14 protein-coding genes are annotated in these 14,508 nt (G+C 40.4%); 12 read left to right on the top strand and 2 right to left on the bottom strand.

Annotated features, from left to right (window positions below; all coding sequences use genetic code 11):
- Positions 1–11 precede the first annotated feature (11 nt).
- The 10 genes from CRO04_RS10935 (at position 12) to hisIE (ending at position 8,896) form a co-directional block, all read left to right on the top strand.
- Positions 12–794: an SDR family NAD(P)-dependent oxidoreductase gene (locus CRO04_RS10935; protein WP_097004279.1), complete on the top strand. Its 783-nt coding sequence runs from the start codon at positions 12–14 to the stop codon at positions 792–794.
- 19 nt (positions 795–813) lie between these two features.
- Positions 814–1,383 carry an O-linked GlcNAc transferase-like protein gene (locus CRO04_RS10930; protein ID WP_097004278.1) on the top strand — a complete coding sequence of 190 codons (570 nt, stop codon included), beginning with the start codon at positions 814–816 and terminating at the stop codon, positions 1,381–1,383.
- Positions 1,384–1,406: 23 nt separating this feature from the next.
- Entirely contained in the window at positions 1,407–2,369 is a 963-nt protein-coding gene (locus tag CRO04_RS10925; RefSeq protein WP_097004277.1) for an RluA family pseudouridine synthase, read from the top strand.
- Positions 2,370–2,374: 5 nt separating this feature from the next.
- Positions 2,375–2,908, top strand: coding sequence for a Holliday junction resolvase RecU (locus CRO04_RS10920; RefSeq protein WP_097004276.1), 534 nt, complete (start codon positions 2,375–2,377; stop codon positions 2,906–2,908).
- Positions 2,909–3,027: 119 nt separating this feature from the next.
- On the top strand, positions 3,028–4,290 hold the full coding sequence (gene hisZ, locus CRO04_RS10915; RefSeq protein WP_097004275.1) for an ATP phosphoribosyltransferase regulatory subunit: 1,263 nt from the start codon (positions 3,028–3,030) through the stop codon (positions 4,288–4,290).
- 11 nt (positions 4,291–4,301) lie between these two features.
- The gene (gene hisG, locus CRO04_RS10910) at positions 4,302–4,952 is read left to right on the top strand and encodes an ATP phosphoribosyltransferase (protein ID WP_097004274.1); all 651 of its coding nucleotides are present in this window, start codon (positions 4,302–4,304) and stop codon (positions 4,950–4,952) included.
- Positions 4,949–6,256: a histidinol dehydrogenase gene (gene hisD, locus CRO04_RS10905; RefSeq protein ID WP_097004273.1), complete on the top strand. Its 1,308-nt coding sequence runs from the start codon at positions 4,949–4,951 to the stop codon at positions 6,254–6,256. The genes hisG and hisD overlap by 4 nt, the downstream gene beginning before the upstream one ends.
- 11 nt (positions 6,257–6,267) lie before the next feature.
- Positions 6,268–6,855, top strand: a complete 588-nt coding sequence (gene hisB / locus CRO04_RS10900; protein ID WP_097004272.1) for an imidazoleglycerol-phosphate dehydratase HisB — start codon at positions 6,268–6,270, stop codon at positions 6,853–6,855.
- Positions 6,856–6,866: 11 nt separating this feature from the next.
- Positions 6,867–7,610 (top strand): 1-(5-phosphoribosyl)-5-[(5-phosphoribosylamino)methylideneamino]imidazole-4-carboxamide isomerase, encoded by a 744-nt coding sequence (gene hisA, locus CRO04_RS10895; RefSeq protein ID WP_097004271.1) that lies wholly within the window; start codon positions 6,867–6,869, stop codon positions 7,608–7,610.
- Positions 7,607–8,896 (top strand): bifunctional phosphoribosyl-AMP cyclohydrolase/phosphoribosyl-ATP diphosphatase HisIE, encoded by a 1,290-nt coding sequence (gene hisIE, locus CRO04_RS10890; protein ID WP_097004270.1) that lies wholly within the window; start codon positions 7,607–7,609, stop codon positions 8,894–8,896. Before hisA ends, hisIE begins: the two co-directional genes overlap by 4 nt.
- 75 nt (positions 8,897–8,971) lie before the next feature.
- Here hisIE and CRO04_RS10885 read toward each other — a convergent pair whose 3' ends face one another.
- Positions 8,972–9,886 carry a helix-turn-helix domain-containing protein gene (locus tag CRO04_RS10885; RefSeq protein ID WP_097004269.1) on the bottom strand — a complete coding sequence of 305 codons (915 nt, stop codon included), beginning with the start codon at positions 9,884–9,886 and terminating at the stop codon, positions 8,972–8,974.
- A gap of 210 nt (positions 9,887–10,096) precedes the next feature.
- Between CRO04_RS10885 and CRO04_RS10880 the strand changes: the two genes are divergently transcribed.
- The gene (locus CRO04_RS10880) at positions 10,097–11,623 is read left to right on the top strand and encodes a S8 family peptidase (RefSeq protein WP_097004268.1); all 1,527 of its coding nucleotides are present in this window, start codon (positions 10,097–10,099) and stop codon (positions 11,621–11,623) included.
- A gap of 148 nt (positions 11,624–11,771) precedes the next feature.
- On the opposite strand, the gene zupT is transcribed toward CRO04_RS10880, so the two are convergent.
- Entirely contained in the window at positions 11,772–12,581 is an 810-nt protein-coding gene (gene zupT / locus CRO04_RS10875; protein ID WP_097004267.1) for a zinc transporter ZupT, read from the bottom strand.
- Between the two features lie 318 nt (positions 12,582–12,899).
- Here zupT and CRO04_RS10870 point away from each other — a divergent pair, with 318 nt between their 5' ends.
- Complete coding sequence (locus CRO04_RS10870) at positions 12,900–14,498, top strand: hypothetical protein (protein WP_097004266.1); 1,599 nt, start codon at positions 12,900–12,902, stop codon at positions 14,496–14,498.
- Positions 14,499–14,508: the final 10 nt, after the last annotated feature.

Raw genomic sequence — 14,508 nt, 5'->3', positions numbered from 1 at the left:
AAGGGATCATGATGAAGATTGCTATCGTAACTGGTGCGTCTTCCGGTATGGGAAGAGAGTTTATCATGCAGATTGCCGACCGCTTTGGCGGCATTGGGGAGATCTGGGCGATTGCCAGAAGGAAGGACCGGATAGAGGAATTATCCCCTCTCGTACCGGTAAAAGTAAGATCGTTTGCAATTGATTTAACTGATGACAATAAGCTGATGAGCCTGCAGGATGTATTATTTGAAGAAAAACCGGAAGTAAAATGGCTGATCAATGCGGCTGGCTATGGAAAAATCGGGGACGTTGGATCAGCCAGTTTAAATGATGAACTGGGAATGGCAGATTTAAATTGCAGAGCGCTTTGCGCAGTGACTCATATGGTTCTTCCCTATATGTCGGAAAACAGCAGAATCATACAATTTTCTTCTGCAGCAGCGTTTCTGCCACAGCCTGGTTTTGCTATCTATGCAGCGACGAAAGCATTTGTATTAAGTTACAGCAGAGCCTTAAATGAGGAATTAAAGCCAAAGAAAATCCTTGTGACGGCGGTTTGCCCAGGACCTGTCAGAACGGAATTCTTTGAAGTCGCTGAGACAACAGCCAGAATTCCTCTCTATAAAAAAGTTGTGATGGCTGATCCCAAAAAGGTCGTACGTCTGGCTTTGCGTGACAGTATGATGGGACGGCCGGTTTCCGTTTACGGCTCTACGATGAAAGCGTTCCGGCTTTTATGCAAATTGATTCCTCATTCCGCGATACTCCGGTTTATGAAAGGATTTATGCGGGTGGTGAATACCAGAAGATAAAAGAAAGAGGGTTACAAAAGTGAAACGATACAGCAAAGGACAGCCTGGTTACCGTGATTATCATAAAAAGAGAGAGCTGTTTAAGGTGCTGATTGGTGCAGCTGCGATTGTTATTCAGTTACTATTCCGGGAATTTGCTGCCAGCGACGCATTAAAGAATGTTTTAACCGTGATGTCAATCCTTTCTGTTCTGCCTACGGCCAATATAGCGGCTCCCCTGATTGCTTCTTTCAGGTACCGTTCTTTATCGCCGGTTTTTGGAGAAAAGGTCTCCGTATTTGAAGACAAAGGGATTGTCTTGTATGAACTTATCATTTCTTCAAAACAACAGCTTCTGCCAATGGATGTGCTTGTGATCCTTCCGGATGAAATCTATGCGTACTGTTCAGACGGAAAGACTGATGCCTCCAGTGCAGAACGGTATATAAAACAGATGTTAGGCCGGCATAAGCTGGATTACAATGTAAAGGTGAGCCTGGACGAAAGGGCGTTTCTTAAGCGCTTAGGGAGTCTGAAACCAAATGAAACGAATGAAGAGAATGACGGAGCTAATCAGGCAGCAGCTCTGTTAAAAAGTCTGTCTATGTAAATTTTATAAAAGAGGGAACCATTATGCAGTCTGTAATTGTATCGACAAATGAAGCAGGGCAGCGGCTCGATAAGCTGCTGTCCAAATATTTAAATCTGGCAGGAAAAAGTTTTCTTTATAAAATGATGCGCAAGAAGAACATCACTTTAAATGGAAAAAAATGCGACGGTTCTGAAAAGCTGTCCCAGGGAGATGAAATCAGACTTTTTCTTTCCGATGAGACCATTGAAAAATTCTCCCAGGTTAAGGTTCCCAGGGTAAGTAAAATTTCTTTAGATGTTATTTATGAAGATGAGCATATCATCCTTATTAATAAGCCTGCAGGAATGCTGTCGCAAAAAGCAAAAGATTCTGACGAATCTCTTGTGGAGTTTTTGATTGATTATCTGCTTTCAAAAGGCGAGTTGTCCACAGAGCAGTTAAAAAGTTTCCGCCCCGCAGTCTGCAACCGCTTAGACCGTAATACCAGCGGTCTTGTAGTTGGAGGAAAATCCCTGGCAGGTCTTCAGGTGATGTCAAAGGTGTTTAAGGACAGGACAATTCACAAGTATTATCAGTGTGTGGTGAAAGGGCATGTGCCCCGGAAACAGATGATTACCGGGTTTCTGGCAAAGGATGAGAAAACCAATCAGGTCACTGTCCGTCCCAGTGAATTTAAAGACAGTGTGCCGATTTCCACGGAATATTTGCCGTTAAATTATTTCGGCGGCTACACGCTTCTAAAGGTGACTCTGATCACTGGGCGTACGCATCAGATCCGGGCTCATTTATCTTCCATCGGGCATCCAATCGTGGGGGATTACAAATATGGAGATAAAAAGGTAAATGATGAGGCCAGGAGGCTTTACAAAGTCCAGTCACAGCTTCTTCATTCCTATCAGCTGGTACTGCCTCAGCTGCCGGAACCCCTTTCTTATCTCTCTGGTAAGGAATTTACGGCTCCCCTGCCTCCCATTTACGCTGCCATATGCAGGGAATGGAGGTAGATACGATGGGAACCTGGAAAACAAGAGGATTAAGAGGATCAACATTAGAAGAGCTGATTAATCGAAGCAATGACAGTTACCGGGATAAGGGACTGGCTCTGATTCAGAAAATCCCTACACCCATTACGCCTATTTCTATCGATAAGGAGAGCAGGCATATTACCCTTGCCTATTTTGATCAGAAAAGTACGGTGGATTATATCGGTGCTGTTCAGGGAATTCCCGTTTGCTTTGATGCAAAAGAATGTGCGTCTGATACGTTTCCGCTGCAGAACATTCATTCTCATCAGGTCACTTTTATGGAAGAATTTGAAAGGCAGGGAGGAATCGCCTTTATTATTGTATCCTATACTCAGAAGAATGAAGTTTATTATCTCCCCTTTGATCAGATAAAGTATTTTTTTCAAAGAATGGAGGCGGGGGGAAGAAAAAGTTTCACTTATGAGGAACTGGATAAAACCTGGAAAATAGCAAGCTGCAGGGATATCCTGATTCATTATCTGGAAATGATACAGAAAGATTTGGACAGAAGAGATTGACAAGAATATCTTTCTCGCCTATAATATACTACACGTTATTAAATTATCACTTTACTACATGAAAGTAAGAGAAAATGATATTCCATGAAAGAATTTTTCTTGAACGTTTGGAGGTTGTTATGGCGAATAAACTGTTACATACGCCGGATGGAGTCCGGGATATATATGGTATAGAGTGTACGAGAAAAGCAGTCATCCAGGAAAAGATGCTGAAAGAGTTTCACTTATGCGGTTATCAGGACATCGAAACGCCTACCTTTGAATTTTTTGATATCTTCAACGAGTCCAGAGGAAGTGTAAAAGCAAAAGAGATGTTTAAGTTTTTTGACCGGGATAATCATACGCTGGTGCTGCGTCCGGATGAGACGCCTGCAATCGCCAGATGTGCAGCCAAGTATTTTCTGGATGAGGATATGCCCATCCGGCTTTGCTATGTAGAACGTACCTTTATCAACAATTCCAGCTACCAGGGAAGGCTGAAAGAAGCCAGCCAGACAGGAGTTGAGTTAATTGGTGATGATTCACCGGATGCAGACGGTGAAATCCTGGCTATGGTAATTCAGGCACTGAGATCTACCGGACTGACTGAGTTTCAGGTGGAACTGGGAGAGGTAGATTTCTTTAAAGGGCTGTTAGAAGAAGCCGGTATGGATGAGGAGATGGAAGAAACTCTTCGGGAACTGATTGAAAACAAGAATTATTTTGGTGTGGAAGAGTTAGTCATGGCCCAGCCCATTTCCCAGGAGCTAAAACAGGTATTTTTAAAGCTTCCCGAGCTTTTTGGGTCTTTGGAGCAGATACAGGCTGCCAGGGAACTGACTGCCAATAAGCGGGCTTTAAGGGCAATCAGCCGTTTAGAAGAGGTGAACCGGATTCTGGAACATTACGGACTTTCTGACTATGTGTCTTATGACCTTGGAATGCTCAGCCAGTATCAGTATTATACCGGAATTATTTTTAAGGCCTATACCTATGGTACAGGGGATTACATTGTAAACGGAGGCCGGTATGACAGCCTTTTAAAGCAGTTTGGCAAGGATTCCCCGGCTGTGGGATTTGGTATCTCTGTGGATGAGCTTTTGCTGGCTCTAAGCAGGCAGAAGATTGAGACAGAGGTTTCCATGACCAATACCATGATTCTTTATGAACAGGAGTCAAGGGAGAATGCCATTTCTCTCGCCGGACATTTTCGGGATTTAAAGGTTCCGGTCCAGCTCCAGTGTAAGAAAACGGAACGGTCCATGGAGGCTTATAAAGAATATGCCATGCGCCGCGATTTAAAGAATGTATTGTATCTGGACCAGGAAGGAATATCGGTAACTGTAATCAATCTTGACTTAAAGCGCATGGATGTGGTTCCGCTTTCAGAATACTTAAAATAATGGGGGTACTTATGAGATATCTGACATTTGCCCTGGCAAAAGGGCGTCTGGCCAATCAGTCACTTGAAATGTTCGAACGGATCGGAATCACCTGCGAAGAGATGAAAGATAAGGACTCCCGAAAGCTGATCTTTACCAATGAAGAACTGAAAATCCGGTTTTTCCTGGCAAAGGCCAGTGATGTTCCAACCTATGTGGAATACGGTGCCGCAGACATCGGTATCGTTGGGAAGGATACGATTTTAGAAGAGGGAAGAAAGCTTTATGAGGTCATGAATCTGGGAATCGGAAACTGCCGTATGTGCGTCTGTGGCCCCCAGTCAGCCGGTGAACTTTTAAAGCACCATGAGCGGATCCGTGTAGCAACAAAATATCCGGCCATTGCCAAGGATTATTTTTACAATAAAAAACATCAGACTGTGGAAATCATTAAGCTGAACGGTTCCATAGAGCTGGCTCCCATCGTTGGTCTTTCTGAGGTCATCGTTGACATCGTGGAGACGGGAACAACCTTAAAGGAGAACGGGCTTACGGTACTGGAAGAAATCTGCCCCCTCTCTGCCCGTATGGTGGTGAACCAGGTGAGCATGAAACGGGAAAATGAAAGGATCACAAAGCTGATTCGGGATTTAAGACTATTGCTGCAGGAGGAAAACCAATGAAGATTGTAAAATTAGATGAAACATCCAAACAGAATATTCTTTCCGGATTGTTAAAGAGAGATCCCAATCAATACGATACGTATGCCAAAACCGTACAGGAGATTGTGGACCGTGTAAAGGAAGAGGGAGACAAGGCGGTTTTTGCCTTTACCAGAGAATTTGACAAAGCAGAAGTGAACGAGACCAATATCCGCGTAACAAAAGAGGAAATTGATGAAGCGGTGAAGTCAGTTGATCCTAAGCTTTTAGAAGTCATGGAAAAGTCTATGAATAATATACGGCTGTTTCATGAAAAACAGAGACAGTACAGCTGGTTTGACAGCAAGCCGGACGGAACAATACTCGGTCAGAAGATAACTGCGCTGGAGAGTGCAGGCGTGTATGTGCCGGGCGGAAAAGCCGCTTATCCTTCTTCTGTTCTGATGAACATTATACCTGCTATGGTGGCAGGAGTGGACAGGATCGTTATGGTAACGCCTCCCGGAAAGGATGGAAAGGTAAACCCGGTTACACTTACAGCCGCTCATCTTGCAGGGGCGACGGAAGTCTATAAGGTGGGGGGAGCCCAGGCAATTGCTGCTCTGGCTTTTGGTACGGAATCCATTCCAAGGGTTAATAAAATCGTAGGTCCCGGTAATATATTTGTGGCACTGGCTAAAAAAGCAGTTTACGGTCATGCCAGCATTGACAGCATTGCAGGCCCCAGCGAGATTTTAGTGCTCGCAGATGAAAGTGCAAATCCAAGGTTTGTAGCTGCGGATCTGCTGTCCCAGGCGGAGCATGATGAGCTTGCTTCTGCAATTCTTGTAACGACCAGTATGGAGCTGGCGGAAAAGGTATCAAAAGAAGCGAGATTACAGGCTTCTAAACTTTCCAGATCCGAGATCATAAATAAATCTCTGGATAATTACGGCTGCATTCTTGTTGCGGATGATATGAAGGATGCGGTTTCAGCGGTCAATGAGATTGCACCAGAGCATCTTGAGATTGTTACGAAAAATCCCTTTGAAGACATGACAAGGATTCATAATGCAGGCGCCATTTTCATTGGTGAATACAGCTCTGAGCCTTTGGGCGATTATTTTGCAGGACCCAATCATGTTCTCCCTACCAATGGAACGGCAAGATTCTTTTCTGCTCTCAGTGTAGACGACTTTATTAAGAAATCAAGCATTATTTACTATTCCAAAGAGGCACTGGCAGATGTGTACAAAGAGATTGACTATTTTGCCCAGGCTGAGCAGCTGACAGCCCATGCCAATTCGGTAAAAATACGGTTTGAAGAGGACGAAATCCAGGAATAAAGGGGAAAAATATGGAACGAAGTGCAGTGATATCCCGAATAACCAGGGAAACTGATATTCAGATGAAGCTCAATATTGATGGAAGCGGAATTGCCAATATTCATACAGGGATCGGTTTTTTTGACCACATGTTAAACAGCTTTGCACGTCATGGATTTTTTGATCTGGAGGTGACGGTGAAGGGAGATCTGGAAGTAGATACCCACCATACCATTGAAGATACGGGAATTGTACTGGGTACTGCCATCAAGGAAGCGCTGGGTGATAAAAAATCCATAAAGCGTTACGGAAATATGATACTGCCCATGGATGAGACTTTAATATTGTGTGCTGTAGATTTATCCGGGCGCCCTTATCTAGGCTTTGATGTTTCCTTAACAGCGGAACGGGTAGGTGATTTTGAGACAGAGATGGTGAAGGAATTTTTCTACGCCGTATCTTATTCTGCAGAGATGAATCTTCACATCAGAAAGCTTTCAGGGGATAACAATCATCATATAATTGAAGGGGTATTTAAGGCATTTGCCAAGGCACTGGATGATGCCACTTTGCCGGATCCCCGGATTACCGGAGTTCTATCTACAAAAGGCACATTATAAGGAGAATCCATATGCAGCTTTATCCAGCAATCGATTTAAAGAACGGACAATGTGTCCGTTTAAAGCAAGGTGAATTTAAAGAGATTACCGTATATTCTGATAAACCGGAAGAGATAGCGGCACTCTGGCAGGCGCAGGGAGCAACTTATCTTCATCTGGTTGATTTGGACGGTGCACTGGCCGGACATTCGGTTAATGAGGAAGTAATACGAAGAATTGTCGATACGGTTTCAATCCCTGTTGAGATCGGCGGTGGAATCCGCAGTGAAGAGGCCATTGCTTCCATGCTTTCTTTGGGAGTTGCCCGGGTAATTATCGGGACCAAAGCGGTGAAGCAGCCGGAGTTTATCAGGGATATGATTCATAAGTTTGGAGCACACCGGATCGTGTTAGGCGTGGATGCAAAAGACGGAATGGTGGCGGTAGAAGGCTGGGAAACAGTAAGCGAAATTACCGCCTCCCGACTTTGCTCCCAAATGAAGGAATACGGAATCCGCCATATTGTGTATACGGATATCTCCAGGGACGGAATGCTTTCCGGTCCCAATGTGGAATATACAAAAAAACTGACGGACGAAACAGGTTTGGATGTGATCGCATCCGGCGGCATGTCTTCCATGGAAGATTTAAAAGAATTATACGAAGCAGGCGTCCGGGGCGCGATTATCGGAAAAGCATTGTATGAGAAGCGGATAGATCTTTCGGAAGCGGTAAAGACCTTTGAATTGCAGGACCATCAAGGGAGGAAAGTATGATGGAATGTAAAAAATTAATTGCAGGTTTCGGAATACGTGAAGGGAAAGCTTGGAGACTTGATGATTTATCAGCCTGTTATGGGGAACGTCCTCTTTCTCTGGCTTGTTTTTTCGGAGACAATGGTGCAGATGAGCTGTTTCTCTATGACATTTCAGAAACAGAAGCAGATCATGAGCGCACCATCGGTCTGATGAAAGAGATTGGAAGAGTTTCGGATATTCCTGTTCTTGCGGGCGGAAGGGTAAAACGTCTGGAAGATGTAAAAAAATATCTGTATGCCGGTGCCAAAGCAGCCTTTCTCGATGTAAGTATAGAAGAAAATGTGGATATGATGAAGGAAGCTTCAGACCGGTTTGGAGACGATAAAATTTATGCCTATTTACCGGATATTTCCTATCTGTCTCATACGGAAGAATATGCACAGCTGGGAGCCTCTGTTATGATCTTAGGAGATACCTCCCTCACAGAAGAAGGACTGGATGCAGTTACTGACCGGGAAGAAGTATTTATGGTTACAGGACTTAGAGATGATCCGTTTTTTCTGTCAGATGCTTTAAAAAGAGAAAACATTATGGGGATTATTGACATTTCAGATGGAAAAACCGGCTGTATGGAGCTGAAGCAGGAATTGAAAATGCAGGGAATTGCAGTGGAGACTTTTGAAAGTGCGATACAATTCTCTGAGTTTAAATTAAACGGAGATGGCCTGATTCCTGTTATTACCCAGGATTACCGCACTGGGGAAGTTCTCATGCTTGCATATATGAATGAGGAATCGTTTAATAAAACATTAAAAACCGGACTGATGACCTATTATAGCAGAAGTCGTCAGAGCCTTTGGTTAAAAGGTGAGACTTCCGGTCATTATCAGTATGTAAAATCACTGTCTCTGGATTGCGACAATGATACCCTTCTTGCCAAGGTAAATCAGATTGGTGCTGCCTGTCACACAGGTGCCAGAAGCTGTTTTTATCAGGAACTGGTAAAAAAGGAGTATCAGGATTCCAATCCCCTTAAAGTGTTTGAGGAAGTATTTGAAGTGATTCTTGATCGAAGAGAAAATCCAAAGGAAGGCTCCTATACCAATTATCTTTTTGATAAAGGAATTGATAAGATTCTTAAGAAATTGGGGGAAGAGGCGACAGAGATTATTATTGCTGCGAAAAACCCTGATTCCGAAGAAGTGAAATATGAGATTTCTGATTTTCTTTACCATATGATGGTTCTGATGGCGCAGAAAGGTGTGACCTGGGAGGATATTACCAGGGAACTGGCAAATCGTTAGATGTCGTTAAGAGTAAACGGTACCTTGATAAGTTACCTGTTAAGGTACCGTTTACCTGTTTTTATTTCAACACATTTAATTGTTATCCACGACTGGCAGAATATAATCAATAATAACCTTTTCGCCCCGGCTTAAAGGCTCACAATAACGTTCGTTTGTGTATACTTCACACCAGTAAAAATGTTCGTGATCAATTTGTTTACCAGTCTTCTCAATTGCTTCCGTGATTAATAAATATGCGGAATCAATTATTTCTGCTACATTACTTCCTTCAATCTGAATATGGGCAGCTAACCCAGCAGGAACATGTTTCGCAGTCAGACCTTCCGGAATCTGAGTACCAGTATTTATAAAATCTCCAATAATGAATTCAAAATTATTCATATCTTTAAAATCATACATCATACCTATACCCGCATTGGGGTCGATATCTTCACAACATGTTGAATCGGAGAGAGAACCCAGTTTATCAATGGCATCCCCTTCAAAAAATTCTCTCCATACATTCCCCGCTTCAAAAAATGATGTTTCACGGCCCAGACCTACCATAAGGCGTTCTTTTGTTTCTTTGTAAATAATCTTTTTCATATCTGCCATGATCCGTTTCCCTCCTATAAATCTCATTTCCAGGTAATTAATCGGAAGATAATTATTGAGCTTCGCAGTTTCAGACTTCGCTTCGGATGGAGTAATTCCATGGTGCTCTTTAAATGCCCGCGAAAAGGCAGAATGGGAGTGAAATCCGTACTTTATAGCTACATCCAAAACAGTAATATCACTGTTTTTCAAATCATATCCAGCTAATGTTAATCTTCGCTTTCTTACATAATCGGCAATACTGATACCTGATACAAATATAAATATGCGCTGGAACAAAGCTGCCGGACTCAGGGCTATTTTGGATATCTCGTTATAATCGATTTCAGAACCGTCAATTATGCTTTTCTCAAGGTATTGTATTACATCATCAAAAGTTTTACTGCTGTTCATATATCGTTCCTCCGTAATTCCTATTATAAGGGATTGAAGCGTAGTTTGCTGTACAATGTGTGTACAGATTTTGTACATTCATTATAAACGTATATGAAAAGAATTACAATGAGCATAATTCCAGGGTTGTTTCAAGTTTACAAATATGATTAATTTTTCTTTCTTATTATTGAATTTGCAAATTCAAAAAATAATAGAAGGAGAATTATTATGGAATTAAATTATTGGAGTAATGGAAAAAAAATACCTTTAAAAATATCTGAATCATATCGAGCATTTAAAGATAATGGTTATATGGAAAGTAAATACAAATCTTCAACTTCTAACCTGAATTCAAAAATGACTGATTTGGAAAATGGTATTATTTTAGAAAGAATAAGTGAGAATCAAGTTTATAAAACTAATTCATTTTCAAGCAAAAACCAGCCGGAAGAAGATGATTTTCTGGTATTAGAAGCAAAAGATAAAACACCAATGATACTTACAAATCAGTTTATTATCCAATTCAAACCAGATGTAACAAGAGAAGAAATTAATAAGATTAATGATTCTAATAATGTTAAAATTATCGAAAATATTAATTGGGAAGAGAATTCTTATCTTGTGGAAACCACAGAAGGGAAAGCAGTAAGTGCATTGGAGATGGCAAATACTTATCATGAAAATGATAAGGTAATATATGCACAACCTAATTTTGTTCGGTTGCTAAAGCCTATGGCAGCAATAAGTAATGATACATATGTAAATAAGCAGTGGGCTCTTAACAATACTGGGCAAACTGGAGGAATTGCAGGCGAAGACATCCATATTTCAGAAGCATGGGAAATTACGAAAGGAAATAAAGATATTATTATTGCTATCATTGATGAAGGTGTGGATTACAAACATGAAGATTTAAATGTATCTGATAAACTGGTAACCGGGTATGATGCATGTTACAAGCGTAATGATCCAACTCCTAAAAGTGCTGATGCGCATGGAACGGCTTGTGCAGGCATAGCGGCCGCAAAATGTGATAATAATAAAGGAATAGCCGGCGTGGCTCCGGAATGTAAAATAATGGGAGTAAGAATTGCATATGGAGTTAATTATGGATCCGGAACCATATGGGTTACTGATGATGCAAAAATTGCAGATGGAATTGCTAAATCTGTGGAAAGAGGAGCGGATGTCCTTAGTAACAGCTGGGGAGGCGGAGAAGACAGCCAAACAATTACAAATGCAATAAATAATGCCAAACGAAATGGCCGAAACGGAAAAGGATGCGTTGTTTGTTTTGCAGCTGGCAATGAAGATGGCAGTGTTTCTTATCCTGGTAGTCTGGATAATGTTATAACTGTTGCAGCATGTAATGAGTATGGTGAAAGAAAAAGTAAGACAAGTAGAGACGGCGAATATTGGTGGGGTAGTAATTATGGTCCGGAAGTTGATGTAGCAGCCCCGGGTGTTCATATTTTCACAACTGATATTATGAATAAGAGCGGCTATAGTTCTAATAATTACGTAGAAGATTTTAACGGTACATCTGCAGCGACACCGCATGTTGCAGGAGTTGCAGCACTTGTGCTTTCCGTTGCTCCAGAACTAAAAGCAAGTCAAGTCGAAGATATAATCCGAACTACTGCAGATGACATTGGCGCGAAAGGTTTTGATAATTATACCGGTCATGGAAGAATAAATGCATTTAAAGCTGTTTCAAAAGCATATGAAATGCATATGCGATCCGGCAGGAGCTGATGACGGTCCAATGCGAATTCAGAAACTATATCGAAAGAGTCAACCTTTCATCATAATGGAAGGTTGGCTCTTTCAATATACACAATTAAACTAATATTTAAAAATTCAATCTGATATTTCCAGCATTTCTTGAGGTCATAAGAAACTGTTATATAAACAATAGAAGACTTATAGCCATTACAGCCATTCCTGCGATCAATCCATAAATAGAAAGATGATGTTCTCCATATTCTCTCGCAGATGGAAGTAATTCATCAAGACTTATATATACCATAATTCCTGCAACAGAAGCAAAGATAAACCCAAACATGGTATCATTAAAAAACTTGAATAATAGTAAATACCCAATTAATGCACCTATCGGTTCTGACAATCCGGATAAGAAAGACAATTTGAAAGCTTGTTTTCTGCTTCCTGTCGCATAAAATATGGGTACTGCTACAGCAATTCCTTCCGGAATATTATGAATTGCAATCGCAATAGCGATTGGTATTCCAAGATTTGGATCACTTAATGCTGCGGTGAATGTAGCTAATCCTTCTGGAAAATTATGAATTCCTATAGCTAAAGCCGTGAATAATCCCATTCTCATTAAACTGGATTTATGGGCTTCACTATTTCCATCCATCTCTTCTACCGTATGTATCTCATGGGGGTTTTCAGTAGAGGGAATCAGTTTATCGATTATTGCTATAATTAATATACCAAAAAAGAATCCGCCAACGACAGCCCAGGAACCGACTTTAACCCCTAGAGCAGAAGTCAGGGCATCTTTTGCTTTTACAAGAATTTCAACAAAAGAAACATAAATCATTACTCCCGCTGAAAAACCCAAGGCAATAGATAAAAACTTAGTACTAGTCCTCTTTGTAAGTAATGAAAGAGCGCTACCTATTCCTGTTGAAAGACCGGCAAAAAGTGTTAATGAAAATGCAAAAATTATACTGGAAAATTCCATTAGTCTCCTCCTTAGAATATTAAACTTATTATTATATTATATAAAGGATATACCTTAAATGACAAGATAATTATTCTTGAGTTTTCGCAGATTTATCTCAGACCTCATGTTCCTGACATCGTAATAAATAATTTTCAAAAAAAGATCCCTGTTTACATGATAAATCAGATGTAATGTGCAATTTCGGAAGCTAACGTGTACAATTTTGGCATATGGGTTGAAAATAATGTCATAAAATAGTAAATTTTATTAGATACATATCGTTTAAAAACAAATAATTTAGAAAATTTCAGTAACAGATCTGAGGGAGGCAGGATATTGATTGGGATTAGTATGGATAAGATTTTTGTGACAGGTGCAATAGAATTGAATCAGGTGTTACATTTCGAAATGATAGCAGAAATGAATGAACACGCTATTCTTAAATTAGATGGGTTGATGAATAACATAAGTGATGAAAGCCACAGTGATTTAATTGGGAAAAAAATGTTCCTTATCTGTGAAGAAGATGAGGTAAATATCCCTGTGTTCACTGGAATAATACTAGAATCGAAACTCATATTTAAAGGAGAAGAATGTCATATAAAGTTGAAATGTATATCATCAAGCTACGAATTTGATAAAGTAAAAAAATGTAATTTTTATCAAAATAAACATATGACCTATCGGCAAATGCTTAATCTTGTTTCCGGAAAAGGACGCAATATTTTATTTACATGTGGGAGCGGATTAGAAATAAATAACCCATTATTGCAATATGAGGAAACCGATTGGGAATTTTGTAAAAGAATTGCCAGCCAGTTTGGTTCCGTTGTTATACCTGAGATTACCGGCGAGTATCCCCAGATATCAGTTGGGGTTATCGGAGGAAAGCAATATCAGTTAGATGACACTAATGACTATAAATGTCAAATGGAGTGGGGGGAATATAGAAAGAAGAGATTACTCTTTCAATGTAATTCAGAAGATTTTTGTGTATATACTGTTTCCGGAAGCCTGAACTATATGCTGGGAGATAAAGTATGGTTTAAGGATTCAAAAAAAATAGTAGTTTCAAAACACGTAAGTTTTAAAAATGGTTTAATTCAAGTAGAATATAAACTTGGTTCAGAAGCGGTAGCAGGGATGCCCCCTTTTTATAACCATAAAATATGCGGATTGTGTCTGGGAGGTACTGTTAAATGGACATCCAAGGAGAAAATAAAAGTGAAACTGGATTTAGATCAAAATAAGAATCCTCTTGATGAGGAATTATTTGCATTCGAATATGTTCCGGTATCAGGCAATATTATGTATGCGATGCCGGAAAAAGGGACAAGAGTTCAATTGTATTTTTCAAATGAAAAGGAAAACAGCGGGATTGTGATAGGAAGTGTAAATGAGAAGATCGATTATCCGGAAGCCTCTGTAAAAACTTTTCAAACAAAAGAAGGAAAAAGATTAGATATCCAATCACCTCAAATAGAGTTAACAAGCGAAGTCAGTCAGATAAGTATGGCATTATCGGATCAACTGGGAATTAATCTGTTTTCCCAAAAGGATATTTGCATTAATGCTAAAGATAATATTAAGATACGAACAGGTGGTAACGTAACAATGGATACTCCATTGGGATACCATTTTGAAAATAAGAAATCAGGAGATAGTATTGATTTATCAGGAAATGAAATGCGAATGACAACCGAAAAAGCGGTTATCAGCGGACTTCCTCACAAGCTAGGGCATAAACCGGAACAGGGATGTAAGGACTTTGGCATCAGCAATTCATACCAATATGCAACGAATATTATAGCCGGTATTCCCCAGGGAGTTGTTGATTCAGCTGTTTCATCAGCTATACTAGGCGGATTACCTTCATTTCAAAATCCCAGTAAAGAGCATCAAGTATCTGATTTGATATTTTTAGGGAGAAATTAGTGAATTTTTT

It is taken from the genome of Lacrimispora amygdalina (assembly GCF_900205965.1).
Lineage (GTDB): Bacteria > Bacillota > Clostridia > Lachnospirales > Lachnospiraceae > Lacrimispora > Lacrimispora amygdalina_A.
The sequence above is the reverse complement of the archived record's forward strand: the minus strand, read 5'-3'. Positions and strand labels throughout refer to the sequence as shown.

Bases quoted from the DNA above. Each gene is read 5' to 3' on its own strand.
- CRO04_RS10935 (WP_097004279.1), top strand. From the start codon at position 12: ATGAAGATTGCTATCGTAACTGGTGCGTCTTCCGGTATGGGAAGAGAG.
- CRO04_RS10925 (WP_097004277.1), top strand. From the start codon at position 1,407: ATGCAGTCTGTAATTGTATCGACAAATGAAGCAGGGCAGCGGCTCGAT.
- CRO04_RS10920 (WP_097004276.1), top strand. From the start codon at position 2,375: ATGGGAACCTGGAAAACAAGAGGATTAAGAGGATCAACATTAGAAGAG.
- hisZ (WP_097004275.1), top strand. From the start codon at position 3,028: ATGGCGAATAAACTGTTACATACGCCGGATGGAGTCCGGGATATATAT.
- hisG (WP_097004274.1), top strand. From the start codon at position 4,302: ATGAGATATCTGACATTTGCCCTGGCAAAAGGGCGTCTGGCCAATCAG.
- hisD (WP_097004273.1), top strand. From the start codon at position 4,949: ATGAAGATTGTAAAATTAGATGAAACATCCAAACAGAATATTCTTTCC.
- hisB (WP_097004272.1), top strand. From the start codon at position 6,268: ATGGAACGAAGTGCAGTGATATCCCGAATAACCAGGGAAACTGATATT.
- hisA (WP_097004271.1), top strand. From the start codon at position 6,867: ATGCAGCTTTATCCAGCAATCGATTTAAAGAACGGACAATGTGTCCGT.
- hisIE (WP_097004270.1), top strand. From the start codon at position 7,607: ATGATGGAATGTAAAAAATTAATTGCAGGTTTCGGAATACGTGAAGGG.
- CRO04_RS10885 (WP_097004269.1), bottom strand. From the start codon at position 9,886: ATGAACAGCAGTAAAACTTTTGATGATGTAATACAATACCTTGAGAAA.
- CRO04_RS10880 (WP_097004268.1), top strand. From the start codon at position 10,097: ATGGAATTAAATTATTGGAGTAATGGAAAAAAAATACCTTTAAAAATA.
- zupT (WP_097004267.1), bottom strand. From the start codon at position 12,581: ATGGAATTTTCCAGTATAATTTTTGCATTTTCATTAACACTTTTTGCC.